The sequence below is a fragment of the Chryseobacterium sp. R2ACT005 genome (assembly GCF_049949215.1).
Taxonomy (GTDB): Bacteria; Bacteroidota; Bacteroidia; order Flavobacteriales; family Weeksellaceae; genus Chryseobacterium.
Map to the genome: position 1 here is coordinate 430,887 of NZ_CP188192.1, position 21,807 is coordinate 452,693.

Annotated in this window: 27 protein-coding genes and 2 tRNA genes; 12 read left to right on the plus strand and 17 right to left on the minus strand. The window is 36.1% G+C overall.

The window, feature by feature from the left end; genetic code table 11:
* Positions 1–48: 48 nt before the first annotated feature.
* Positions 49–339 carry an HU family DNA-binding protein gene (locus tag ACPF63_RS02005; RefSeq protein ID WP_002976900.1) on the minus strand — a complete coding sequence of 97 codons (291 nt, stop codon included), beginning with the start codon at positions 337–339 and terminating at the stop codon, positions 49–51.
* A gap of 399 nt (positions 340–738) precedes the next feature.
* Between ACPF63_RS02005 and panD the strand changes: the two genes are divergently transcribed.
* The 8 genes from panD to ACPF63_RS02045 all read left to right on the plus strand — a co-directional run bounded on the left by panD (position 739) and on the right by ACPF63_RS02045 (position 8,159).
* A complete protein-coding gene (gene panD / locus ACPF63_RS02010; RefSeq protein ID WP_047386679.1) occupies positions 739–1,089 on the plus strand; it encodes an aspartate 1-decarboxylase in 351 nt (116 codons plus the stop codon).
* A 3-nt stretch (positions 1,090–1,092) separates the two neighbouring features.
* Positions 1,093–2,121: a lysylphosphatidylglycerol synthase transmembrane domain-containing protein gene (locus ACPF63_RS02015; protein ID WP_426481806.1), complete on the plus strand. Its 1,029-nt coding sequence runs from the start codon at positions 1,093–1,095 to the stop codon at positions 2,119–2,121.
* A 177-nt stretch (positions 2,122–2,298) separates the two neighbouring features.
* On the plus strand, positions 2,299–2,874 hold the full coding sequence (locus tag ACPF63_RS02020) for a TerD family protein (protein ID WP_047378867.1): 576 nt from the start codon (positions 2,299–2,301) through the stop codon (positions 2,872–2,874).
* A 29-nt stretch (positions 2,875–2,903) separates the two neighbouring features.
* Positions 2,904–3,581 carry a TerD family protein gene (locus ACPF63_RS02025; protein ID WP_426481807.1) on the plus strand — a complete coding sequence of 226 codons (678 nt, stop codon included), beginning with the start codon at positions 2,904–2,906 and terminating at the stop codon, positions 3,579–3,581.
* Positions 3,582–3,666: 85 nt separating this feature from the next.
* Complete coding sequence (locus ACPF63_RS02030; RefSeq protein WP_426481808.1) at positions 3,667–4,305, plus strand: vWA domain-containing protein; 639 nt, start codon at positions 3,667–3,669, stop codon at positions 4,303–4,305.
* 17 nt (positions 4,306–4,322) lie between these two features.
* Positions 4,323–5,366: a TerY-C metal binding domain-containing protein gene (locus ACPF63_RS02035; RefSeq protein WP_426481809.1), complete on the plus strand. Its 1,044-nt coding sequence runs from the start codon at positions 4,323–4,325 to the stop codon at positions 5,364–5,366.
* Positions 5,366–6,643, plus strand: a complete 1,278-nt coding sequence (locus ACPF63_RS02040; RefSeq protein WP_426481810.1) for a protein phosphatase 2C domain-containing protein — start codon at positions 5,366–5,368, stop codon at positions 6,641–6,643. Before ACPF63_RS02035 ends, ACPF63_RS02040 begins: the two co-directional genes overlap by 1 nt.
* A gap of 4 nt (positions 6,644–6,647) precedes the next feature.
* Entirely contained in the window at positions 6,648–8,159 is a 1,512-nt protein-coding gene (locus ACPF63_RS02045; protein ID WP_426481811.1) for a helix-hairpin-helix domain-containing protein, read from the plus strand.
* A gap of 179 nt (positions 8,160–8,338) precedes the next feature.
* Here ACPF63_RS02045 and ACPF63_RS02050 read toward each other — a convergent pair whose 3' ends face one another.
* The 8 genes from ACPF63_RS02050 to ACPF63_RS02085 form a co-directional block, all read right to left on the minus strand.
* Positions 8,339–8,779 carry a GNAT family N-acetyltransferase gene (locus ACPF63_RS02050; RefSeq protein ID WP_077419165.1) on the minus strand — a complete coding sequence of 147 codons (441 nt, stop codon included), beginning with the start codon at positions 8,777–8,779 and terminating at the stop codon, positions 8,339–8,341.
* Between the two features lie 242 nt (positions 8,780–9,021).
* On the minus strand, positions 9,022–9,417 hold the full coding sequence (locus ACPF63_RS02055) for a hypothetical protein (RefSeq protein ID WP_426481812.1): 396 nt from the start codon (positions 9,415–9,417) through the stop codon (positions 9,022–9,024).
* A gap of 13 nt (positions 9,418–9,430) precedes the next feature.
* Positions 9,431–9,952, minus strand: a complete 522-nt coding sequence (locus tag ACPF63_RS02060; protein ID WP_426481813.1) for an exonuclease — start codon at positions 9,950–9,952, stop codon at positions 9,431–9,433.
* Between the two features lie 205 nt (positions 9,953–10,157).
* Positions 10,158–11,357 carry a tyrosine--tRNA ligase gene (gene tyrS, locus ACPF63_RS02065; RefSeq protein WP_426481814.1) on the minus strand — a complete coding sequence of 400 codons (1,200 nt, stop codon included), beginning with the start codon at positions 11,355–11,357 and terminating at the stop codon, positions 10,158–10,160.
* 473 nt (positions 11,358–11,830) lie between these two features.
* Positions 11,831–12,424: an NAD(P)H-dependent oxidoreductase gene (locus tag ACPF63_RS02070; RefSeq protein ID WP_426481815.1), complete on the minus strand. Its 594-nt coding sequence runs from the start codon at positions 12,422–12,424 to the stop codon at positions 11,831–11,833.
* A gap of 75 nt (positions 12,425–12,499) precedes the next feature.
* The gene (locus tag ACPF63_RS02075; RefSeq protein ID WP_426481816.1) at positions 12,500–13,318 is read right to left on the minus strand and encodes a helix-turn-helix domain-containing protein; all 819 of its coding nucleotides are present in this window, start codon (positions 13,316–13,318) and stop codon (positions 12,500–12,502) included.
* Positions 13,319–13,328: 10 nt separating this feature from the next.
* The gene (locus tag ACPF63_RS02080; RefSeq protein ID WP_426481817.1) at positions 13,329–13,826 is read right to left on the minus strand and encodes a GNAT family N-acetyltransferase; all 498 of its coding nucleotides are present in this window, start codon (positions 13,824–13,826) and stop codon (positions 13,329–13,331) included.
* Complete coding sequence (locus ACPF63_RS02085) at positions 13,804–14,424, minus strand: TetR/AcrR family transcriptional regulator (RefSeq protein ID WP_077419171.1); 621 nt, start codon at positions 14,422–14,424, stop codon at positions 13,804–13,806. Before ACPF63_RS02085 ends, ACPF63_RS02080 begins: the two co-directional genes overlap by 23 nt.
* Positions 14,425–14,524: 100 nt before the next feature.
* Here ACPF63_RS02085 and ACPF63_RS02090 point away from each other — a divergent pair, with 100 nt between their 5' ends.
* Positions 14,525–14,659 (plus strand): hypothetical protein, encoded by a 135-nt coding sequence (locus ACPF63_RS02090; protein WP_257468984.1) that lies wholly within the window; start codon positions 14,525–14,527, stop codon positions 14,657–14,659.
* Positions 14,659–15,018 carry a hypothetical protein gene (locus tag ACPF63_RS02095; RefSeq protein WP_426481818.1) on the plus strand — a complete coding sequence of 120 codons (360 nt, stop codon included), beginning with the start codon at positions 14,659–14,661 and terminating at the stop codon, positions 15,016–15,018. Before ACPF63_RS02090 ends, ACPF63_RS02095 begins: the two co-directional genes overlap by 1 nt.
* Positions 15,019–15,284: 266 nt before the next feature.
* Here ACPF63_RS02095 and ACPF63_RS02100 read toward each other — a convergent pair whose 3' ends face one another.
* Both ACPF63_RS02100 and ACPF63_RS02105 read right to left on the minus strand, forming a co-directional pair.
* The gene (locus tag ACPF63_RS02100) at positions 15,285–15,905 is read right to left on the minus strand and encodes a hypothetical protein (RefSeq protein ID WP_426481819.1); all 621 of its coding nucleotides are present in this window, start codon (positions 15,903–15,905) and stop codon (positions 15,285–15,287) included.
* Between the two features lie 96 nt (positions 15,906–16,001).
* The gene (locus ACPF63_RS02105) at positions 16,002–16,382 is read right to left on the minus strand and encodes a VOC family protein (protein WP_426481820.1); all 381 of its coding nucleotides are present in this window, start codon (positions 16,380–16,382) and stop codon (positions 16,002–16,004) included.
* Between the two features lie 186 nt (positions 16,383–16,568).
* Here ACPF63_RS02105 and ACPF63_RS02110 point away from each other — a divergent pair, with 186 nt between their 5' ends.
* Positions 16,569–17,132 (plus strand): TetR/AcrR family transcriptional regulator, encoded by a 564-nt coding sequence (locus ACPF63_RS02110; RefSeq protein WP_426481821.1) that lies wholly within the window; start codon positions 16,569–16,571, stop codon positions 17,130–17,132.
* Between the two features lie 40 nt (positions 17,133–17,172).
* Positions 17,173–18,579, plus strand: coding sequence for an MFS transporter (locus ACPF63_RS02115; protein WP_426481822.1), 1,407 nt, complete (start codon positions 17,173–17,175; stop codon positions 18,577–18,579).
* A gap of 12 nt (positions 18,580–18,591) precedes the next feature.
* On the opposite strand, the gene ACPF63_RS02120 is transcribed toward ACPF63_RS02115, so the two are convergent.
* From ACPF63_RS02120 to ACPF63_RS02145, 6 genes are all read right to left on the minus strand, one after another.
* Positions 18,592–19,695 carry a serine hydrolase domain-containing protein gene (locus ACPF63_RS02120; RefSeq protein ID WP_426481823.1) on the minus strand — a complete coding sequence of 368 codons (1,104 nt, stop codon included), beginning with the start codon at positions 19,693–19,695 and terminating at the stop codon, positions 18,592–18,594.
* Between the two features lie 262 nt (positions 19,696–19,957).
* A complete protein-coding gene (locus ACPF63_RS02125) occupies positions 19,958–20,689 on the minus strand; it encodes a class I SAM-dependent methyltransferase (RefSeq protein ID WP_426481824.1) in 732 nt (243 codons plus the stop codon).
* Between the two features lie 249 nt (positions 20,690–20,938).
* Positions 20,939–21,139 carry a YqaE/Pmp3 family membrane protein gene (locus ACPF63_RS02130; RefSeq protein WP_077419178.1) on the minus strand — a complete coding sequence of 67 codons (201 nt, stop codon included), beginning with the start codon at positions 21,137–21,139 and terminating at the stop codon, positions 20,939–20,941.
* A gap of 27 nt (positions 21,140–21,166) precedes the next feature.
* Positions 21,167–21,550 (minus strand): tetratricopeptide repeat protein, encoded by a 384-nt coding sequence (locus tag ACPF63_RS02135; protein ID WP_077419179.1) that lies wholly within the window; start codon positions 21,548–21,550, stop codon positions 21,167–21,169.
* Positions 21,551–21,647: 97 nt separating this feature from the next.
* Positions 21,648–21,720 (minus strand) — tRNA-Lys (locus ACPF63_RS02140).
* A gap of 4 nt (positions 21,721–21,724) precedes the next feature.
* Positions 21,725–21,799 (minus strand) — tRNA-Lys (locus tag ACPF63_RS02145).
* Positions 21,800–21,807: the final 8 nt, after the last annotated feature.

The following is a 21,807-nucleotide window of genomic DNA, read 5'->3' on the forward strand; positions in this document are numbered from 1 at the left end:
AAAAGGCCGTTTCTAAGAAACAGCCCTTGAATTTTTTAATCTGAATGATTATTTTTTCTTAGCACCTGAAACTGCATTTGATAAATCAGCTCCAGCTTTAAATTTAGCAACTTTTTTAGCAGCGATCTTGATCGGTTTTTTAGTTGCAGGGTTAATCCCTTGTCTAGCAGCTCTCTCAGCTACTGAGAAAGTACCGAAACCTACTAAAGATACTTTTCCATCTTTTTTCTTTAAAGTAGTAGTTACGTTACCAATGAAAGATTCTAAAGCAGCCTTTGCTGCAACTTTAGTGATACCTGCATCTTTAGCGATTGCGTCGATTAATTCAGACTTGTTCATAATTTTTAATATTAAAGTTAGTTCGTAATTATAGCAAATATAATACTATTTTCTAATTGTGCAATTTTTTTATTAAAACTTGTAAAATTTTTTTGCTTTTTGGTGAAATTGGTTAAAATATGATAATTCAACTTTTCACAGAAAATCTACGTTACGCGTTACTAAAATCATGCCAAATGCTTATGCTTATTGACTTTAGCAAAAATTTAATATTGTTTCTTGTATTTATTAAATCCTAAATTAAGTGTAAACATTTAATTTTTTTAACCATATGATTATTAAATTTATAAGTAATCCTCAGAATCCTTGTATTTTATAAAATTAAACCCTTGTGTTTGTGGGAGTTTTTAAATGATACTAAAGACCTGTTTTATTAATTTTTATTAATAAATTTGCACCATGCTAATAGAAGTTTTCAAGTCAAAGATTCATAGGGTGAGAGTAACTGCCTCTGACCTTAATTATATAGGAAGTATAACAATAGATGAAGATCTTATTGAAGCTGCCGGTCTGGTAGTAGGAGAAAGGGTCTATATTGTGAATGTGAACAACGGAGAACGTTTTGATACGTACGTTATCAAAGGAAAAAGAAAATCCGGAGAAGTATGTCTGAATGGGCCTGCAGCAAGAAAAGTACAAAAAGATGATATTATCATCGTTATTGCTTATGCGCAGATGACCCCGGAAGAGGCTAAAGACTTTCAGCCGAAGATTGTTTTCCCGGATGAAAAAACAAACCTTCTTACCTAGGACATGGAGAAAACATTAAAAAGTCCGGTAAAATCAATATTAACAATAGTAATATCGCTTGCTTTTGCAGGCTTTTTTTTATGGCTTGCCTTAAGAGGGCTTGATTTTAAAGTCATTCAGAAGTCACTGGCGAAAGCGAATTACCTATGGGTGCTGTTTGCATCTGTATTTGGCCTTCTTGCTTATTGGTTTAGGGCAATTCGTTGGAATCTGATGCTTGAACCCATGGGATACAAAATTTCAAATTCAAATTCCCTTTGGTCAATATCATTTGGATATCTGATGAACCTTACCATTCCGAGAAGTGGCGAAGTGGCAAGAGCTACGGCTCTGTATGGAGTGGAAAAAGTACCTGTAGACAAATCTTTTGGAACGATCATTTTGGAACGAGTGGTGGATCTTATCTGTATGCTCGGTTTTTTAGGATTGACTTTATTGTTTAAATATGATGCAATTCTGTCATTCTACAAAAATTCCGGAATAAATATGAATCCTAACAAGATTTTACTGGTCCTTTCAATTCTGATTGTAGGAACAGTTTTATTTTTTGTATTCAAGAAGAAACTTTCAGGAATTCCGTTTTTAGGAAAAATTGTCAACTTTATTGATGGAATTTTTCAGGGATTAACTTCCATCTTTAAACTAAAAGAAAAAGGAAAATTTATCCTTTATACATTAGGAATCTGGATTTGTTATTATTTAGCTGCCTACCTGGTTTGTTTTGCCCTTCCTGAAACATCCGCATTTACTTTTGCAGACGGTTTCTTTATTATTGTAGTAGGAACATTGGGAATGATTATTCCTGCCAGTGGAGGTATTGGAGCTTATAACCTTGCCATGAAGTATGGTTTTATGGCTCTTTTTATATCAGTAGGAAAAAGTGCTGACTTCGGGGGTGAAATGGGATTGACCTATTCCTTTATTTCTTTACCGCTGCAGATTGTTATTATGCTGGTGATGGGACTGATTTCTATTCCTATGCTGGCCAAAGCAAGAAATGCTGCCGTTTCGGATAAGGGGTTTGAAAATTAATTTAATATTCTTTTTAACAATACAAGGTTCAATTTTTTAATTGAACCTTTTTTTATGGCGATTTGTGACTTAAATAGCTTTAGTTGGGCTTTGTAGATCATTTTTTCCTAAATAAATTTGGTCAATTCATAAATCACTTCTATCTTAATGCGGAAAATAATCATAATATAAAACACTATGGCAATTAATCTACAGAAAGGACAAAAAATCGATATAGGATTGACGAAAATGACGATTGGATTAGGTTGGGATCCCAATGAAGGAACCGGCTACGATTTTGACCTGGATGCTTCTGCAATCATGATTGATTCTGACAGAAAATTAGTAAGCGAAGAATATTTTGTTTTTTACAATAACCTGAATTCTCCGGACGGAGCACTTACCCATACAGGTGATGATCCCAATGGTAAAAACAGTGATGGTGACGATGATGAAGCAATCGTAATAGATCTTGATAAAGTAGATTCAAGAGTGGAAGAAATTCTTTTCGTAGTAACCATAGAAGATTTTGAAAGAAGAAGACAGAATTTCGGACAGGTAAGAAATTCTTATATCAGAGTTGTTGATAATCATTCAAACCAGGAAATTGCAAAATATGAGCTGGACGAAGATTTCTCCATTGAAACCGGTGTAGAGTTCGGAAGGCTGTACAAAAGAAACGGAAGCTGGAAGTTTGAAGCCTCTGGGATAGGATACAGAGCAGATCTTGGCTTTTTCCTGGAGAAATACTATAAAGGACAGATCATCAAATAAAAACACCCAAATACACAAAAACGATAACTATGGCAATTAATTTACAGAAAGGACAAACGATAGATTTAAGAAAGAATGACCGCGGAGAAAGCGTTTATGATCTTTCAAAAGTAACCATTGGTTTAGGATGGGATGTGAGAAAACAAGGTGGAGGATTCTTTGGAAAACTGTTCAGTAAAGAAGCCGAATATGACCTTGATGCAGTGGCTTTCCTCTTAGATGGCAACGGCAAAGTAGCAAATCTTGGAAGAACCGTACAGACCAATGACGGAAGACAGATGGGGCTTTATCAGGGAGATGTTGTTTTCTTCAATTCTATGCAGCATCCAAGCGGAAATGTATGGCTTACAGGAGATAACAGAACCGGAGCGGGAGATGGCGATGATGAGCAGATCATTGTAAAACTGGATCAGCTGGATCAGAGTTATCAGAAAATTGTATTCCTTGTTACCATTTATCAGGGAAAAACGAATAATCAGCACTTTGGAATGATCGAAAATGCATTTATCCGGGCGGTAGATGCTACAGGAAAAGAAATTACAAAATACAGCCTTTCCGGAGATTCTAGTATGAACGGAATGTGTGCAATGGTTTTTGCAGAAGCATACCGTCATAATGGAGACTGGAAATTCCGTGCTGTAGGTGAGCCGCATCATACAGATAACTTTATAGATATTCTGAAACAGCAGTACGCTTATTCCAATTAGATTCTTAATTTTTATCAAACCAAATAAAAGCCGGCTTGGAAGTCTTCGACTTCCTCCGCCGGCTTCAGAATTAATATTTGTCATAATGAGCAGGAGATTATTAGCTTATTTTTTATTAGATACTTCAGGTTCTATGAACGGGGAGCCTATTCAGGCTCTGAATAACGGATTCAACGGATTGATCAGTATGCTTCGTGCAGATCCGCAGGCGATGGACAGCCTGCATCTAAGCGTCATTACCTTCGATAGAGAAGTTAAAAATATTATTCCTTTAACAGATCTGGCCAGTTTTTATCCCATGGAAATTACCTGCCCGGACAGTGGCCCAACCCATACGGGAGCTGCTCTGGAAATGGTTTCAGGATTGGTGCAGAAAGAAGTTGTAAAAGAATCTGCCGAAGCAAAAGGAGACTGGCAGCCACTACTTTTTATATTTACGGATGGGAAACCTTCAGATATCCAGAAGTACAGACAGATGATTCCTATGATCAGAGCACTGGAGTTTGGTGCCATCGTAGGTTGTGCAGCCGGTCCGAAAGCTGATGAACAGTTTTTGAAAGAACTGACAGATCATGTAGTAAAGCTTGATACTACAGATGCTATTACCCTTTCTTCCTTTTTCAAATGGGTGAGTTCTTCCATTACACAGGGAGGACAGTCGCAGAATACGGGAGAAAATATCACATTACCTCCGCCACCATCGGAGCTTACTATTATTATTTAAAAAATTGTCTTTACAACATGAGAAGACTGCCTATTTATTTTTTAGTGGACATCTCCGAATCTATGGTTGGAGAACCTATTGAGCAGGTACAGGAAGGTATCGCTAATATCATCAGGGACTTAAAAAAAGATCCGTATTCACTGGAAACCGTTTATATTTCCGTTGTTGGTTTTGCAGGAGAAGCCGAAGTGATTACTCCATTGCAGGATATTATCAGCTTTTATCCTCCTAAAATTCCAATCGGGAGCGGAACCTCACTTTCCCAGGGTTTGATCAAAGTAATGGATTGTATTGACAGGGATATTGTGAAAACCACCTATGAAAGAAAAGGTGACTGGAAACCTATCGTTTTCCTGTTTACTGATGGTGTTCCCACTGATGATGCCACCAAAGCCATTGAGAGGTGGAATAACAAGTACAGCGGGAAATCCAATACAATTGCCGTATCTATAGGTGAAAATACAAACTATAAACTGCTCGGTTCATTAGCCGATAATGTATTGCTGTTTAATAACTCTGATGAGAATTCTTATAAAGAATTTTTCAAATGGGTAACAGATTCTATTAAAACGACCAGCCAAAGCGTAACAGAAGCCAAAAAAGAAGGAATCAACCTTTCTAAGATCGATTCCCATATTCTTGAGAAAGTAGATCCTGAAATGGAACAGAGATTTCCGGATAACAATTTTGTAGTATTGAACGGAAAATGCCAGGAAACTGAAAAGCTTTATCTGATGAAATTTAAAAAAGCATTTGCAGAATCCAGCATACCGGGAATGGCAACAAGATATTACAGACTGGACGGGGCTTATAAAATTGATGAAAAAGCCTACTACAGACTTTCTTCAAATCAGAAAACCTTTCTTAAAATCAATATTGAAGAGCTGGATGGAGGAACTTCATGTCCTCACTGTGCCAATCCCATTGCGTTGGCAACATGTTCGTGTGGCGGAATTCACTGTCTGAGGGGAGAAGGATACAGCAAATGTCCATGGTGTGGAACTTCGGATTACTATGGGTTTTCCGGTGGAGGATTTGATATTAACAGAACTTTGGGTTAATGATGGGTAAATTTTTCCGGAAATCAGCCGGTGAATCTAAACCGAAGACTGTGGAACAAGCTGTTATTTATAAAGAAATAGAAGAATTCAAAGAGGTTCATTGGGTATTGAAGAATGCCAGTGCAAAACAGTTCTATGAATTTCACCTTGACATGGAAGATTTTCCGAACATAAAAATTCAGAATATCAGTGGCCTCGAAGAAACGGAACTTACCTTTGAAAATGATACAATCTCAGGAACTCCGGTTACCAACAATATGTATCATCTGGATGTTCAGTTTTATCATATTCATGATCAGAAGCAGATTGAAACTAAAAAAGTACAGCTCTTTGTAAACGCAGATCCGAAAGACTTGTGGAAAAATATTCCAAGCGATAGAAATGCCGTTTTTTATAAGTCGGAAGAAGATTCATTCAAAGGTTCATTTTCAGACAAAAAAATTGTTGTGGCTTCCAAAAGAGGACGTTCTCACGCCCATGAAGGGAAATTTCGTGAAGATGATTTTGCAGTGAATAACCTTCCCGGAGACTGGAATATTGTTTCTGTTTCAGATGGAGCAGGTTCGGCAGCGGCTGCAAGAGAAGGTTCAAGATTGGCAACAGCAACGATCAGTCAGTTTTTCAATTCGCAGGAGATTTTAAGTGGAATTGAAAGCAGTATTGATGGGATGTATGGTACTGAGGCTTCCATTGGAGAACGCTCAGAAGCAGAGCAAAATATCAAAAATATTTTATCAGAAAGTGTTGCAGAAGTGTATCAGACATTAGAAAAAACGGCGATAGAAAATGCTCTGTCCGTAAGTGATCTGCATGCTACGCTGATTTTTACATTACTTAAAAAGTTTAGTTTCGGGTATGTGATTCTTAGTTTTGGAGTGGGAGACTGCCCGATTAATCTTATCGATCCTGATTTTTCTGAAGTAAAACTTTTAAATCAGATGGATGTGGGTGAGTTTAGCGGAGGTACCCGTTTTATCACCATGAAAGAAATTTTCAACGATCAGATGGATTCCCGTTTCAGAATTACCTGTGTGGATGATTTTTCCTATCTCGTGCTGATGACTGACGGTATTTATGATCCGAAATTCATCACCGAAAATAAACTGGAAGATACAGAAAACTGGAAATTGTTTTTTGAAGACCTGGCCGGAAATAATGATGACCGTACAAAAGTTGATTTTATCAACGATGAAAAAATTCATGAAGAACTTTTAATATGGAGCGATTTCTGGAGCAGAGGAAATCACGATGACCGTACATTGGCAATAATCTATTAACACCATGAAAAAGACCATTAAGGTTGTTTCTGTCCTGGACACAGCCAAATCCTATGAATATGTAGATGAAACCCCTATCCGGGGTGGCATGAAAGATGTTTATTTTTCTCCTGATAAAGACTATGTGGTGGCTTTTTACCGGAATCCGCTGGATGAAGGGCAAAAAGAAAGAATCATGAGAATTGTTTCTACCTATCTGCAGAGTATACAGAATGGTAATGCTTCTGAGTACTTTCTGAATGAAATATTCAGGTGGCCTTACGATATTGTTGAAAGAAATAAACTCACAGGAATTGTGGTTCCTGTTTACCATAATAAATTCTATTTTGCGAAAGGATATATCGGGTCAGAAAATATTCAGGGACAGGATAAAGTGGGAAAGTGGTTTACGGCTCCTATGTTCAGGAATCAGCAGTATCCGTTGAGACTGGATCAGTCGGAGCTGGGAGATTGGCTGAGTTATTTCCAGATTGCAGTCAATATCAGCAGAGGAGTGAAAAAACTGCATCAGATGGGGTTGGCACATTCTGATTTATCTTACAATAATATTCTGGTAGATCCTGTTACAAAATCTGCCTGTATTATCGATATTGACGGTCTGGTTGTTCCTAAACTCTTTCCGCCGGAAGTGATAGGAACTGCAGATTTTATTGCTCCTGAAGTTTTAAAAACAAAACATTTAAGCCTTCAGGATCCGGGAAGACATCTGCCCAATCAAAAAACAGATCTGCATGCCCTTTCTGTTCTGATTTATATGTACCTGCTAAGAAGACATCCGCTGCGTGGGGGAAAAATCTGGGATTTGGATTCTGAAAAAGATGAAATTCTGTCGATGGGAGAAAAAGCTATGTTTGTGGAAGATCCGGCAAATCTATCCAATCATGTAAAAGCTGATCATCTCCGGAAATGGGATGCATTCTGGGGTGATCCTCAAAAGATTCCTTATACCATAACCGGGCCCTATATTTCGGATCTTTTCAGAAAAACCTTTATAGACGGATTGCATGATCCCATCAGGCGTCCCACAGCCAATGAATGGGAAGCTGCTCTATTGAAAACCGTAGATCTGATACAGCCTTGTTATAATTCCGGCTGTACCGAAAAATGGTACGTCTTTGATAATACAAGCAGTCCCAAATGTCCGTTCTGCGGAACGCCACATCAGGGAATCTTACCCGTTTTAGACTTATATTTTAAATTTGATGATGAGGTATGGAAACCTGAAAATCACAGACTGATGGTCTATCATAACCAGTATCTGTTCAGATGGCACGTTTCCAGAAAGGTAATACGCAACGAAAACCTGACGATGCAGGATAAAATGCCTGTAGGATATTTTACCTTTCATCAGGGAAAATGGGTATTGGTGAATCAAGGGTTATCCGGAATGAAAGATGTTACAGAACAGAAAGAAATTCCACCAGGTTCTATGGTTGAACTCACTGATGGTAAAAAAATACTGTTATCTGCAGAAGAGGGTGGAAGGCTCATCTACGTGACGATGGCGAATCACTAAAACTAAACTATAATCAAGACTTGATTCAGGGAGTGTCCTTCTGAATGGAATGAAATGTAGTGAAGAATCTCATATGCTGTTTATGTATGAGATTCTCCCTTCGTCAGAATGACAAAAATCAAATTATTTCATCAAAGGAAACATTCAACGGCTTTAGCCAAAATTTTAAAAAAAATTATTTACTGCCTTTCCGTTTCCATAAAATAGGAATACTCATCTTCCCCTGTAATCTTAAACCCAAGACTTATATAAAGATGCTGTGCCTTGTTGGTTTTTAAAACACTTAATGATACCGTTTTCCCTGCTAATGAAGCTTCCTCCAGAATATCTGACAAAATCTTTTTTCCAAGACCTTTACCTTGTTGGCTGGGATCAATCTGAAGTTGCAGAACCTCAATGTTGGTAAATGTTCGGTCTACTTTTAACAGTCCGACGGGTTGATTGTCTAAAAGAATAATATCAGCTTTTTCAAACTGGTACAGAACTCTTTGCAGGGTGGTATCTCTGTCGGTAGAAAGTCCTGAAGTTTCATAATGAGGATTCATGGTTTTCATTCTCAGATCAAGAAGATAATCGATGTCGTTGTCAGTAGCTTTTCGGTAAATAAGGGAAGTACTCATATTTTTTGGAATTCCAATTTTAGGCTATATCAGCATTAATAAGACTCTAAGATAAGAATTTTTGGATTTTTTTGCATCAATTCTGGATTTCATTTCTATAGATTTCCGGAAGAAAGAATAAGAATGGAGAACAGAATGACTACCGATCAAGAATTTCCTTTGTGACCAAAATTACATAATCGTTGAAGAGCAGAAAATCTTCTGAGCAGATCCTGATACCCGACTGATAATTCTTCAGCATGCTAAAACTCAGTGTAATTTTCGTATTGATGCATATAGCCATAATATGCTGCAGCATTAGGAAACTCGTAAAGCCAAAAAATTCCTAAATATTGATATAATGTTTCAAAATATTCATTCCTTGCTTCCCAGGAATCATGATAAAAGAGAGGCTCAATCTGACTTCTAAAGAACAACGTGATTTCCAGCATATCGTCAGGAGTAATACTGTTGATATCATTTTTGATGGTCTCCAGTATTCTGTCGAAGCTGATTTTATCATTATTCATAGCCTTTCTTCTGTCATTAATATAACCTCTGAATGTCTGGGTATGATACATTCTATGCCGTAGATCCTCATAAAGATTCACTGCCGCCTTTTCACTGTCAAACATATAAAGTGAAGTATCTTTTCCCATAAGTTGATAAAGGTTATTTAAAACTTATTTTCAGTCCCATCTCTTCTTTCATGTAGAGCAGAACCTCAGCATTTCCTCTGGCATCATCTACCGGATTGTGGGTATGTTTGGTTTTACGCAGATGTTTCCATTGGGCAAAAGTATCTTTTTCCACTCCGCAATAAAGATCAGAAAGTCTTCTCGAAGAAAAGCCAAAAGGATTCCGTCCGATAAAATGATGGAAATACCAGCAGATAAACATCCAGTCGAAACCATTATTATCACTGATGAATATCGGTCTGCCTTTAGAGTGTATTTTAATCCAGTTTTCAAAAGCAAGCATTACCTTTTCCGGATCATCAAAATTCATTGTTTCTTCTCTGCTGAAACCGGAAACCGCTAAAGCATCAGGGTTAAATTTTTCAGAAATAGGCTTCAGTTTTCCATAAAAAGTGGTGTCCAGTTCCTCATTCACAAGTACTGCTCCGAAGCAGACCATGGAAAAATCTCCTGGAATTGGGCCGTCTGACTCTATGTCTACCATGATGTAGCTCATTGGAAAATAGTTTTTAGAAAACGAAGATATTGAAATAAGTTGAAGGATGGAAGATGGGAGAGGGAAGCTGGAAGTTATTTTTGGACTGTAAGGAACTTCTGTATTTTTTAATTTTAACTTCTGTTTAAAAAATATTCCTATCAAAAAACTTTATAAGTTCATCGTCTTTCAAAAACTTCCCTCTTCCAGCTCCCATCTTCTCGCTTTATATCAGCTCAAAAAAGCCCCTTTTCCCGATCTTTATTTTGGTTTGAGGGATCAGTTCCATTTCTTCATTAGAGTCCGTTATTTTACTGTTATTGATTTGAATTCCTCCATTCTCAATCAGTCTCCGGATCGCCGATTTGCTGAGGTCACTTTTAAGCTGATGGCAAAGTTCCACAAGAGATACTTTATTTTGGCTGTTCTTCAAAGAACCTATAGAAACAGGCTCATACACTTTCTCTTCAAAATTTTTATTCTGAAACTGATTGATAAAGAATTGTTCCGCATTTTCTGCTGAAGCAACGTCATGGTATTGACTGATGATATTTTTGGCAATGAGTTTTTTAATATTCATCGGATTTTCATTTTCTTTAATTCTGGAAAGGAGTGCTGTTTTTTCTTCCACAGAAAAATTGGTAGCCAGATTGATAAACTCCTCAATCAAAGCATCGGGAATCGACATCGTTTTTCCGAACATTTCATTCGGCCCATCTGTCAGGCCGATAATATTGTTCAGGGATTTGTTCATTTTTTCCTTTCCGTCCAGACCTCTCAGCAATGGCATACACATGACGATCTGTGCAGGCATTCCGTGCACCTCCTGAAGCTGTCTTCCCATGGTACAGTTGAAAAGCTGATCTGTACCACCCATTTCGATGTCACACTCAATTTTTACAGAATCAAACCCCTGAAGAATTGGGTATACAAGTTCATGCATGGCAATAGGAGTGTTTTCTGTAAATCTTTTATTAAAATCATTGCGGTGCATCAATTGAGCAACAGTTACTTTTGATAACAGCTGGATAACCTCTGAAAAGTCAAGCGCATCCAACCAGTCAGAATTAAATACAATCTTTGTCTTCTGAACATCAATGACCTTGGAAAGTTGATTGATATACGTCTGGGCATTATGCTGTACTTCTTCAGCACTTAAGGGTTTTCGGGCTTTATTTTTCCCTGTAGGATCACCAATTCTTGCTGTAAAGCTTCCTACCACTATAATGATCTGATGTCCCAGGTCCTGAAATTGTTTCAGCTTTTTTAGTACTACTGCATGTCCCAGATGCAGATCCGGAGCAGTAGGATCAAACCCCAGCTTGATAGATAGTTTTCTCTTTTCCTCTTTGGCTTGTGTAAGCTTTTCTTCCAGCCCATTTTCAGGCAGAATGATAGCCACATTTTCTTGTAATAAATGGATCATGTTGAATAATTTTAAAATGAAAAAACCCGGACAGGTACTGTCCGGGCTCTATATATACGTTAGATTATTTTATTGAATTACAGATATAGAAAGTCTTCCCGAACGATAGCTCGGAGCATAATATTCACTGAAGAATGGAAGACGTAGTATACTGTTTAAATGTTTCATAATGTTGTCATTGTGCAGGAATTTCCTGAAGATCCAATATTTAAACCATTAAGACGTATTGCAGGGTTATAACAAGATTTGTTTTTAAGAAAAAACTTAACCATCCATCTATCTTAATGGCTTAAAATAATGGTTCAAAACAATTTTACTTGCGGTTTTTGAAGCTAATTTCATGCCATAAATCTCTTAAAAGCAAAATACAGGATAAAGATGTGAAAACTGTTTTTTATTATTTTCTTTGTCAGTTTATAGGTGTTGATTAATAAAGAGTTAATGGCTTGTTTAACAGTGTTTATTTTTATGAATTATTTAATAATTAGGGCATATTCAGAGTATAAGTTTTTAATTTGCTCTTTCCAGATCTCAAGATTTTCTGAAGTCGCTTTATCTGCTTTATCAAAAAATAAATGTCTGATGATTTCCAGCCCGGAGTAGATAAAAATTCCGTTATCAGAAGTTAAAGCAAGTGCTTTATCCATACCTGTTTTTTCATATTCTTCATGAGATTTTCCATGGGTATTGATAATCACGGTTTTTTTACCAGTTAGAAGCCCTTTCTGTATACCATGATCATAGCGGTAGGCAAAACCATAACTGAAAATACGGTCTATATAGCCTTTCATCATTGCAGGAAGACCTGTCCACCATATAGGATAAATAAAAGTAATCTGTTCTGCCCATGAAATATGCTCCTGCTCAATTCTTATATCATCCGATACTTTTCCCAAACGTTGTCCCTGCATATCAGACAAAGAAAGTACAGGATCAAAACCTATGGTATAAAGATCCCTCACAATAACTTCCTCGTTCCGGGACCGAAGGATTTCAACAACCGTATTTAAAAGATTGTGATTTAAACTGTTCTCATTAGGATGTGCATAAATTATTAAATGTCTCATTGTTTTTCTTGTTAAGATTAATGAGACAAAAGTATCAGGATGTACTTTTCAAAAATTGTAAGAAAACGAAACGTGCTATTTAGACTTTGGATTACAGATTTCCTGCTGAAATTTTAAATACTGAGCAGGCGAGATGTTCATAAAATGTTTGAAATCATGAATAAGCTGGCTTTGATCATAATAACCGCATTCATCAATGATAGTAAACCATTTCACTTTATTCTGCTTTCCGGTTTCCTCTTCAATGATTTTTACAGCTTTTAAAAAACGGTTATAGCGGTTAAGTTCTTTCAGAGAATATCCAAATTGCTCTTTCTGTTTGCGCTGAATATTTCTTTCAGTCTGATGAGTTTGTTCTGCAATCACTTTAACTGGATTTAAGAGGTTATTCTCAAAACAGCTCAAGAGCTTGCTGGTAGTATCCTGATGCTGAAGATAAGGTCTGCAGAATTCAATAATATGATTCACTTGTTCTGTAGTTGAATCTAGCTTTTTCAGCTTATACCAAAGATCGGTAAAGCAATTTTCCTCCAGCAGTTCATCTGGATGTCTTACCGATTGTTCAATAGGTACTTTTCCAAAAAATCTGAAAAAAGCATCATCTTTAAAATTGGCTACAAGAATAGAACATCCTGCCGGAAGTGTATATTCAAAAGATTGCCTCACGGGACCAAATATCATACATTTATCAACACCAATAATTGTCTTTTCCCGGGTAGACATCGTGGCACTTTCTCCAAAGCAGAATAGCAAAATAGTCTGGTATGTTGGTAAAAGAGTTTTTGTAACCGAGATATCAGAAATATTTTCAGCAAAATAAAAATGAGTAAATACGTTTTCGAATTCCTGAGGAACTGAAATCCTAAACTCATTGTATTCCCGTGGTAATTTCATAATTCAGAAATTAAGAGATGAGGTTTTTTTCCATCTTATAATTGATAAGGGCAATTCCTTTTACATGAACAGTCTGCTCTTCAATCACATGAAAACCAATTTTCTCAAAAAATGGCCTGGCGGTTTTGCTTACATCCGCTGTGAGCAGTTTCTCATCTTGTTGCAGAGCTTCTTTTTCAATTTCATGGTAAAGCATCGCTGCTATTCCTTTCTGCTGATAATTTTTGTGTACAAAAAACAGATCAATATAGTTTCCCTTATCGAGTGTACAGAAACCAACAATCTGCTTTCTGTTTTCAGCAATTAAAACATATTGGCTGCTGATCACATTCATCCATCTTTCCTCGTTCTCAGCACCGGATTTCCATGCTTCGAGCTGTAGGGGATTATAGTCTTTTTTGCATACCTTATCTATAGTAGCTGTAAAAAGCTCCAGCATTTCAGGGAGATCTTTCCTGATCCCTTTTCTGATCGTAATGCTTTGACTATTGGATGTACTGCTGTTCATAAAGCTTTTGCTGTTCTTTATTAAGAAGTGGATAAAAAAGATTCATCTGCAGAAGCGTATAATGCTGTATTGCTTCTTTATGACTGAGTTTTAAGATAAGTCTGTTATGAGTAAGCCAGTTATCTGCAATAATGAAAATCTGTTCAATGAGACAATCTAAGATAAAATGAGGCACATCTTTCTGAACAATATTACTCTTTTGAAGATCTGAAAAGATAAGCTGGAATTCTTCTTTTCTACTGAAATTGATCCCTTCATACCTGGATTCTATTTCAGGAATCTGGTTGAGGATATCTATAAAATTGACAAATATAAAACGGTAAGAATAAAAAATTTCACAGATAGAATAGGTAAACTGATAAAGATCTTCAAGGCTTTTATTCTCTATTTTTTTCATTTGGCTCAGCAGTTCATCCATTTTCAGGATAAGCTCTGAGAAAAGAATTTTAATAATGTCTTCTGAGTGCCTGAAATGATAATGCAGATTGCCCGCACTGATATTGAGTTCAGCTGCAATATACCTTGTGGTAATATTGTTATATCCCTTGTCATTAAATAACTCCAGCGCTTTAGACAGAATTTTATCCTTGGTCTTCATAGTTCAAAGATAAGAATATAAGAATGGATCTAAATCATATTTTTAAAATTAGAACAATTGTTCTAATTTAATATATTTGCAGTATAAAAATCATAGGATAATGGAAGGTAAACCAAAATTCAATTATGAATCAGCAGAAAGTACTGAAAAAGAAAACAAAACAGATCCTCAGGAAGTTATATCCAAAATACTGCAGGTACTTCTTGGGATAATAATGGCGGTACTTCACATGTGATGAAAAAAAGAATTTCATATTGGTTTCTGCTGGGACTGGCAGTCTGGGGAACAATTATTTTACTGAGACGAAACGGAATTTATATTCCCTTTATCAATGATTATGTTACAGATGGTATTACTGTTCCGATGTATTGTTATCTGATAGAATTTACGATGAATTCTATCTTAGGCTATCAATGGAAACCAGATCTGAAATTTGTATTGACGTCAGTACTTTATCTGTCTTTTTTGTTTGAAGCGATCTGCCCGAAACTATCTGAACACTTTACCGGAGATATTTTTGATGTATTTGCTTATTTTGCCGGAGGAATGATATATTATTTTGTTACCGTAAAGAATTTGGCTGTAAGTAAATAAGAAAACCAGCAGTTCTACATCGTAAAGGAGGCTGCTGGCTGTGGTATAGTTTTTATCCTGATTTAATAATTCTTCCTAATCGTGGTTACTGTTTTTCTCAACAGTTTTCTTTCGATTATGTATACAAGACAACTATTGAATCCGGAATGTTACATGAGCAGGATAATATTTTTTAAACTAATAAATTTTAAATAAGGATAAAGAAATTCACCCCAATCATAATGAAAGGGTCATCAAAACAGCTAAAAACGAATGAAAGATTTTTATTACTGCTCGAGTTTAATAATAGAACCTTTGTAAAATTTAGTCTGATCATACAGATCAGCAAAATGATGTTGAAGGTCCGGAATGATTTTTCCGTCAAATTCTTTTGAACCACATTGGTTTTCTGCCAGAAGATATAAAGACTGATTGTCTGGTTTCAGGTACTCACAAAGCATATTATTCTGATGCTGGTCTTTATTGATGATTTCTGTGAGAAATATTCCGTAGATCAGAAATTGATTGAAATTTTTGGAGTCCACAATATAATTCATGTCCTGTTTCAGCAGTTTTTCATAGTCTGAAAGAATCTGAAGGAAATTTTCGGCATGAATGGTCGTAGGTATTTCATAAAAAAGATCAATACCATTGATGTAAAGCTGCGTTTTAGCTTCCTCATGATCTGAAGAATACACGTTACTAAACCATTGAAAAATAAGCAGAAGTTCCTCCTGAGTAAGTTCTTCAACAGAATCCTTTACCTTGTTTTTAATATTCTCAAGCGTGTCTTTTGCATCAGATGGCAGGAATTTTAGAATATTTTCCTCTTCACGGTCGAGCTTATTGTACAAATTAATTTTGGCAATAGTTGGGTTGGTTTTGATGAAATAAAGTTCTTCCGCCATAGGTATTTACCAAATAATCTTTTAAAAATGGTTATTGAAAGATACAAAATATGCCTCAATCTTATTTAAAAAAATAATATGCAGAGAATGGTATAACTATTTTACCGTTTCATGGAGTGCAATTCTGTTTCCTTCTGTGTCTTCAAATTCTGCTACAGCAAAGCCAAACTTTTCATCTGTTTTCTTGGGATAAAGAACAGAACCTCCATGTTGTACAGCCTTTTCCAGGGTATGGTCTATACTCTCTGTTTTAAAATAGATAATGACACCGCTTTTGGAAGGTTTGTAGACATCTCCTTTAGCCAAAGCTCCTGTAATACCACTGTTTTTTTCTTCAAAAGGAAACAAAGCCATCTCATAACGGTCAATAATTTCTTTCTCAAAACTAAAGTTAAAGACAGCAGAATAGAACTTTTCAGCACGTTCCAGATCATGCACAGGAATTTCAAAATACACAACAGGATTGGTCGATTTCATATTTTTTTCAAGGTTATATTTCTTTGATTGACTGCAAGATACATCGATTAACAAAAGTAATAAGAAAAATGAAAACCGTGATTTCATGGCAGTGAGAATTTCTTTAATCTAAAATAAAGCTTTTATCTGTATTTAAAAAATAGATAGACTTATCTATTTTTGTGTAGATTTGTAAAAATTTTCACGATGAAAAAAGAAAAAGTACGCGAGAGGATTATCAGGGTTGCCTCAGATTTATTTTATAAGCAAGGGTACAATTCTACAGGAATCAACCAGATTATTGCGGAAGCTGACATTGCTATCGGCTCACTGTATAATCACTTTTCATCTAAAAATGATCTTCTTCAGGCATATCTCATCAAAGAAGAATTAAGCTGGTTTGAAGGATTTGAAAACAGTACATCCAAAATCTCAAAGCCCAAAGAAAAACTTCTGGCACTCATTGACTATAGGAAGAAACTGCAGCAGACCTCTAAGTTTGCAGGATGTCATTTTATAAAAATAGTTTCTGAAATAGGAGAAGGAAACCCTTTTGTCTCGGGTTTTGCCAAACAACATAAAGAAAAACAGAAAGATCTGATAAAAGCACTCGTAACAGAATATGGAGCCCAGGGACAACTTACCGATATCGATTTAACAGCAGAAAATATTTTCCTGTTAATAGAAGGAGCGGTCGTAGCATCTACAATCAGCAAACAAAATGATTCTTTTGATCAGGTGAAAAAAATTGTTCAGGGTTTACTATCCTAATTTTTTTTAAATATTAAAAAATAGATATATCTATATAAAAATGAAACATAAATATTTGAAATTATTGGTGATACTCTTTGGTCAGTTGTTGACGATCATGGATATTTTTATCATTAATGTGTCTATACCTTCAGTACAGCGTGACCTTCATGCTTCCAACGGAGAAATGCAGTTTATGATTGCGGCTTACCTTATCGGATTTGCTTCTTTTCTGATTACAGGAGGCCGATTGGGCGACCTATACGGAAGAAAAAAGATCTATATCATTGGATTAATAGCTTTTATGGTGAGTTCTATTGCTTGTGGAATTTCTATAGGAGCAGAACAACTGGTCATTTCGAGATTTGTACAAGGGATAAGTGCAGCAATGATGGCTCCGCAGGTCCTTTCGATGATTCAGATTTTATTTCCTGTTCACCATGAACGTACAAAAGCGATGGGATGGTACGGGATTACTATTGGAATAGGAACCATTCTAGGTCAGTTTCTAGGGGGGTACTTTTCATCTCTTACAATCATGGAAGAACCCTGGAGACTTATTTTTCTGATGAATATTCCTATATGTCTTCCGGCGGTTTTCATGAGTCTGAAATTATTGAATGAATCTAAAATTTCAGTAAAGCAATCTCTCAATATGGGTGGAGTTGCAATACTTTCTGTAGGATTGTTCTGTGCTGCTTATGCCCTGACAATGTCTGAGCATGAAGGATTTCATTTTAAAAACGCTTTGCTAATGGTTATTTCAGCCGGAATTATTTTTGGTTTTATAAAAAATCAAAAGAAGAGAATACAAAACGAAAGCTCTTATCTGATTGATTTTGAACTGTTCCGTTATAAAAATTTCAATCAGGGTATTGTGGCAGTTTCCTTCTTTTTCATTATGTTGGATTCCTATTTTTATATCCTGTCGCTTTTTTTTCAGGATGGATTAAAGATCAGTCCGTTAGAAGCCGGAGAAATTATTGCTTTTCAGGGGCTTGGATTTATACTCGCATCCGCTGTTTCTGTAAAATTGATTTTGAGATACGGAAAAAAAGCCCTGATTGCAGGGCTCAGTTTTATTATTGTTATTCTTATTTTCCAGCTGTTTTTATTCAGAATACAGACCGGTTTTCCCGTTTTATGGCTGCTGTTATTTTTACATGGGCTGGGAGTGGGATCAATCATTCCTTCGCTGGCCAATATTGCCTTGTCGGGAATGCCTGAAAAACTGATTGGAAATGCATCCGGGGTTTATAACACCTTCCAGCAGATTGCTGCCATCATTGGAATTGTTGCTGTAGGAAGTATTTTCTATTATTTTCTGGGAGCAAAACCCGCAGTACAAAATTATCACAATGCATTCACAATTGCCGTACTGATCAATATTCTCTGTCTGATTTTTGTGATTGTCTCTGTTTTTAGAGTTCCCAATCATGTTCTCCCTGAAATGAGGTGTAAAAAATAACCAGGACTCCTTTTATGGCTTTTTTGATGAGGTTTTTATTTCGCTCAATGTTGCCTTCGCAATATTTCTGGTAACCTCAGTCGGGGAGTGGCAGTCGCAGTTGCTGAATCCTATCACATAAATATCTTCACCGGGAATATAAATACCCATGCTTTTAAATCCAAATACACTTCCACCATGTTCCCGGTCAGGAGTTCCATTGATATCTTTCAGATGCCATCCATATCCGTAGGTAAATTCTTCACCATTGTTCAGTTTATATTTCTGAAACGCTTTTTGGGTTTCTGCCGGATTCAGCAGTGTATTCTTAAGTAAAGCCTGCTGCCATTTCAGCATATCATCTACAGTAGACATCAATGAGCCGGAAGAAAAAGGAACACTGAAACTGATGACCGTTTTATTTACAAATCCCTGTTCTTTTTTGTGATACCCATAAGCTCTTTGAGGGATCACTTTTCTGTCCGAAGCATAGTAAGAATGAGACATTCCTGCTTTATCGAAAATATTTTTCTTAATGAAATCTTCATAAGAAGTTCCAGAAACCAGTTCAATAATATGGCCTAAAACTACGTATCCGGAATTGTTGTAATCAAACTTTTCTCCGGGAGCAAAATCTACAGTTTCATTCTTGAAAAAATTGACCATTTCTTCAGGTTTCATCTCTTTTTGGGCAATAGAAGAAATGGATTTCATTTTGGTGAAATCTTTAATTCCTGATGTGTGGGTCAGAAGATGATGAATGGTAATTTTGTCTCCATTAGGATAATCTTTAAGGTATTTGGAAACAGGATCATTGATCGTAAGTTTGCCTTGTTGTTCCAGCATCAGGATAGCCACAGCGGTAAACTGTTTAGTCATAGATCCGATCTGGAAAACATTCTCCGGAGTCATATTGACGTTGAGTTCAAGGTTGGCTTTTCCAAATGCTTTCCGGTAGAGATTCTTTCCGTTTTGAGTAATCAGGAAAACACCACCAGGCTCATTTCCATTCCCAAATTCTGTCTGGATAATACTGTCAATTTTCTTTTTATATCCTTTTGTATGGATTTGGGCATCAGCTGCATTACTGACAAACAGAAGCAATATCAAAAAGGAAATTAGTTTTTTAATAATCATATTTTTATACTTTGTTATGCAAAGATATAATTATTTATTATTACTATGTTATACAATATAGTAATTTGTTTTTTCATTTTTAAAATTGATTTCATCTAAAAACAGTTAACGATCTTCAGACTTAAGATTATAAAAATGATGATGATTCAGGCGAGATTTTGGTTTTTTCGCCGTCTTTGTCTATATATTTTAATCACTTACGAATCTTTCGAAAATCAGGTGATTCCATGCAGGGAAAATTATCCGTCTGCCAGTTTAAAAGCTATTTTTCAACAGAGATTAACAACATCATCGGTCTGCGGAGTTCTTCTTTCATCTCCGGGATTTCTTTCAACATCTCCTGACCTGGTTCCGGTTCAATAACTTCTTTGATTTTGAAGCCGTGTTTTAATAGTGTATTTAAATAAGAAGTTAAAGTACGATGGTATTTGATCACATTTTCTCCTAAAAAAGTAGTGTTTCTTTTTCCTTCTAAAAAATAACGGTCTACAGGCCAACAGGTTTTTTCGCCGTTTTTATCATACACCCAGTCCTGGCCGCCTTCAGCAGTGAAAACAGGATGCTCCACTGAAAAGACAAAAGATCCCCCGGGACTCAACCAATTGTAAATATGCTGAGCAATAGTATCAAATGATTCTACATAATGTAATGTGAGTGAACTCAATATGATATCAAATTTTTCAGCGGAATAATCAACATCTTCCAGAGCTTTTCTTTCATATTGAATTCCTTCCAGATTATTGATTTCCTGAGCTTTGGCCAGCATTCTTTCCGAAAGATCAATTCCGATCACAGATTCTGCACCATTTTCCATTGCATACCGGCAGTGCCATCCAAAACCGCAACCGAGGTCAAGAATATTCTTTCCTTGAAAATCAGGCAGCATCTTTTTTAAGGTGTGCCATTCTCCGGCTCCTTCCAATCCTATCTGTGAGCGGAGCATTTTTTCGTACTGGTCAAAAAATGATGGATTGTCGTATTTATTTTCTTTCATAGCTTCAAAAAATGAGGTTCTTTAATTAAAATCATTTTGACTTTTTTATTATCCATGCCAAGGTTCAAAACCTTGATATGGAATATTGCTGTTCTTTTTGATGTTAAACTAATACATTTCAGACTTTGAAAATATTTCAGTCAAAGGAATTTTAGTTCCAGTAATTTCTCCGGTGAGAATAGGGCTTATGTAAATTTACGACAATTATATCAGAATCTCAATGTATTGTCTGTATTGGGAATTGAAAAGTTACTTTTGATTTTTGCGAAACGCTTTAATCAGTTTGTCATTGCGTTTATCTGCTCTTTCATTGTTTAAAGAAAGAACGGCCCAAATGGCGGCAGGAAGCCATCCGATCAGTGTAATCTGTAAAATCAGACAGATAATTCCGGTGAGAACTTTTCCACGGATAATGAAGGATAAGAAAGGAAGTAATATGGCTAGTAACATAATTTAAAATTTTAATTGAACATACTTTTAACGGGATTGAGGATCAAAATACGCTTTAAAAGTAAGCGGATCCTCAATTTTATCTTCAGCTTCTTCAAGATATTCCAAATATTCTTCCTGATGCTTTTCCATATAAACAAGTACAATAGCTAGGTTTACAAATAGGTTTTTGTCTTTAGAACCTAATTCTAAAGCCGTCTTTAAATACTCCAGCGCTTTTTCATTTTCTCCCATATCGGAATATACAGCACCAATATTAATTAAAGCCGGTGTGTTTTCAGGTTCAATCAGTAAAATTTCATCCAGTTCTTTGATCAATAGGTCATTTAAAGTATCCCAATGGTCTTCATTTTCCCATCTTTTAGCCTGAAGCTTTTTTACGTTTTCTAATCTTTGGGGTATAGTACTCATTATTTAAAATTACAGAATGGATGTTTGCTTATGCTGTACAAATTTAGCTTCTTAGAACAGAAAGTTTAGTATTCCTGTTCATTATTGTATTAATTCGGTCTGATAACAGGGCTCGAACCTGTGTCCTCCCGGTCCAAGAGCCGGGTGCTCTGCCACTGAGCTATATCAGATATCAGGATAGGTGCAGGGCTCGAACCTGCGTCAACCCGGATGAAGAGCCAGGTGCTCTGCCACTGAGCTAACCTATCCTTTTATTT

Coding starts and splice junctions, on each gene's coding strand:
- ACPF63_RS02035 (WP_426481809.1), top strand. CDS start 4,323: ATGAGAAGACTGCCTATTTATTTTTTAGTGGACATCTCCGAATCTATG.
- ACPF63_RS02110 (WP_426481821.1), top strand. CDS start 16,569: ATGAAAAAAGAAAAAGTACGCGAGAGGATTATCAGGGTTGCCTCAGAT.
- ACPF63_RS02085 (WP_077419171.1), bottom strand. CDS start 14,424: ATGAAGACCAAGGATAAAATTCTGTCTAAAGCGCTGGAGTTATTTAAT.
- ACPF63_RS02070 (WP_426481815.1), bottom strand. CDS start 12,424: ATGAGACATTTAATAATTTATGCACATCCTAATGAGAACAGTTTAAAT.
- panD (WP_047386679.1), top strand. CDS start 739: ATGCTAATAGAAGTTTTCAAGTCAAAGATTCATAGGGTGAGAGTAACT.
- ACPF63_RS02020 (WP_047378867.1), top strand. CDS start 2,299: ATGGCAATTAATCTACAGAAAGGACAAAAAATCGATATAGGATTGACG.
- ACPF63_RS02125 (WP_426481824.1), bottom strand. CDS start 20,689: ATGAAAGAAAATAAATACGACAATCCATCATTTTTTGACCAGTACGAA.
- ACPF63_RS02095 (WP_426481818.1), top strand. CDS start 14,659: ATGAAAAAAAGAATTTCATATTGGTTTCTGCTGGGACTGGCAGTCTGG.
- ACPF63_RS02075 (WP_426481816.1), bottom strand. CDS start 13,318: ATGAAATTACCACGGGAATACAATGAGTTTAGGATTTCAGTTCCTCAG.
- ACPF63_RS02115 (WP_426481822.1), top strand. CDS start 17,173: ATGAAACATAAATATTTGAAATTATTGGTGATACTCTTTGGTCAGTTG.
- ACPF63_RS02030 (WP_426481808.1), top strand. CDS start 3,667: ATGAGCAGGAGATTATTAGCTTATTTTTTATTAGATACTTCAGGTTCT.
- ACPF63_RS02055 (WP_426481812.1), bottom strand. CDS start 9,417: ATGGGAAAAGATACTTCACTTTATATGTTTGACAGTGAAAAGGCGGCA.
- ACPF63_RS02015 (WP_426481806.1), top strand. CDS start 1,093: ATGGAGAAAACATTAAAAAGTCCGGTAAAATCAATATTAACAATAGTA.
- ACPF63_RS02080 (WP_426481817.1), bottom strand. CDS start 13,826: ATGAACAGCAGTACATCCAATAGTCAAAGCATTACGATCAGAAAAGGG.
- ACPF63_RS02120 (WP_426481823.1), bottom strand. CDS start 19,695: ATGATTATTAAAAAACTAATTTCCTTTTTGATATTGCTTCTGTTTGTC.
- ACPF63_RS02025 (WP_426481807.1), top strand. CDS start 2,904: ATGGCAATTAATTTACAGAAAGGACAAACGATAGATTTAAGAAAGAAT.
- ACPF63_RS02060 (WP_426481813.1), bottom strand. CDS start 9,952: ATGAGCTACATCATGGTAGACATAGAGTCAGACGGCCCAATTCCAGGA.
- ACPF63_RS02050 (WP_077419165.1), bottom strand. CDS start 8,779: ATGAGTACTTCCCTTATTTACCGAAAAGCTACTGACAACGACATCGAT.
- ACPF63_RS02090 (WP_257468984.1), top strand. CDS start 14,525: ATGGAAGGTAAACCAAAATTCAATTATGAATCAGCAGAAAGTACTGAA.
- ACPF63_RS02040 (WP_426481810.1), top strand. CDS start 5,366: ATGATGGGTAAATTTTTCCGGAAATCAGCCGGTGAATCTAAACCGAAG.
- ACPF63_RS02135 (WP_077419179.1), bottom strand. CDS start 21,550: ATGAGTACTATACCCCAAAGATTAGAAAACGTAAAAAAGCTTCAGGCT.
- ACPF63_RS02130 (WP_077419178.1), bottom strand. CDS start 21,139: ATGTTACTAGCCATATTACTTCCTTTCTTATCCTTCATTATCCGTGGA.
- ACPF63_RS02045 (WP_426481811.1), top strand. CDS start 6,648: ATGAAAAAGACCATTAAGGTTGTTTCTGTCCTGGACACAGCCAAATCC.
- ACPF63_RS02105 (WP_426481820.1), bottom strand. CDS start 16,382: ATGAAATCGACCAATCCTGTTGTGTATTTTGAAATTCCTGTGCATGAT.
- ACPF63_RS02100 (WP_426481819.1), bottom strand. CDS start 15,905: ATGGCGGAAGAACTTTATTTCATCAAAACCAACCCAACTATTGCCAAA.
- ACPF63_RS02005 (WP_002976900.1), bottom strand. CDS start 339: ATGAACAAGTCTGAATTAATCGACGCAATCGCTAAAGATGCAGGTATC.
- tyrS (WP_426481814.1), bottom strand. CDS start 11,357: ATGATCCATTTATTACAAGAAAATGTGGCTATCATTCTGCCTGAAAAT.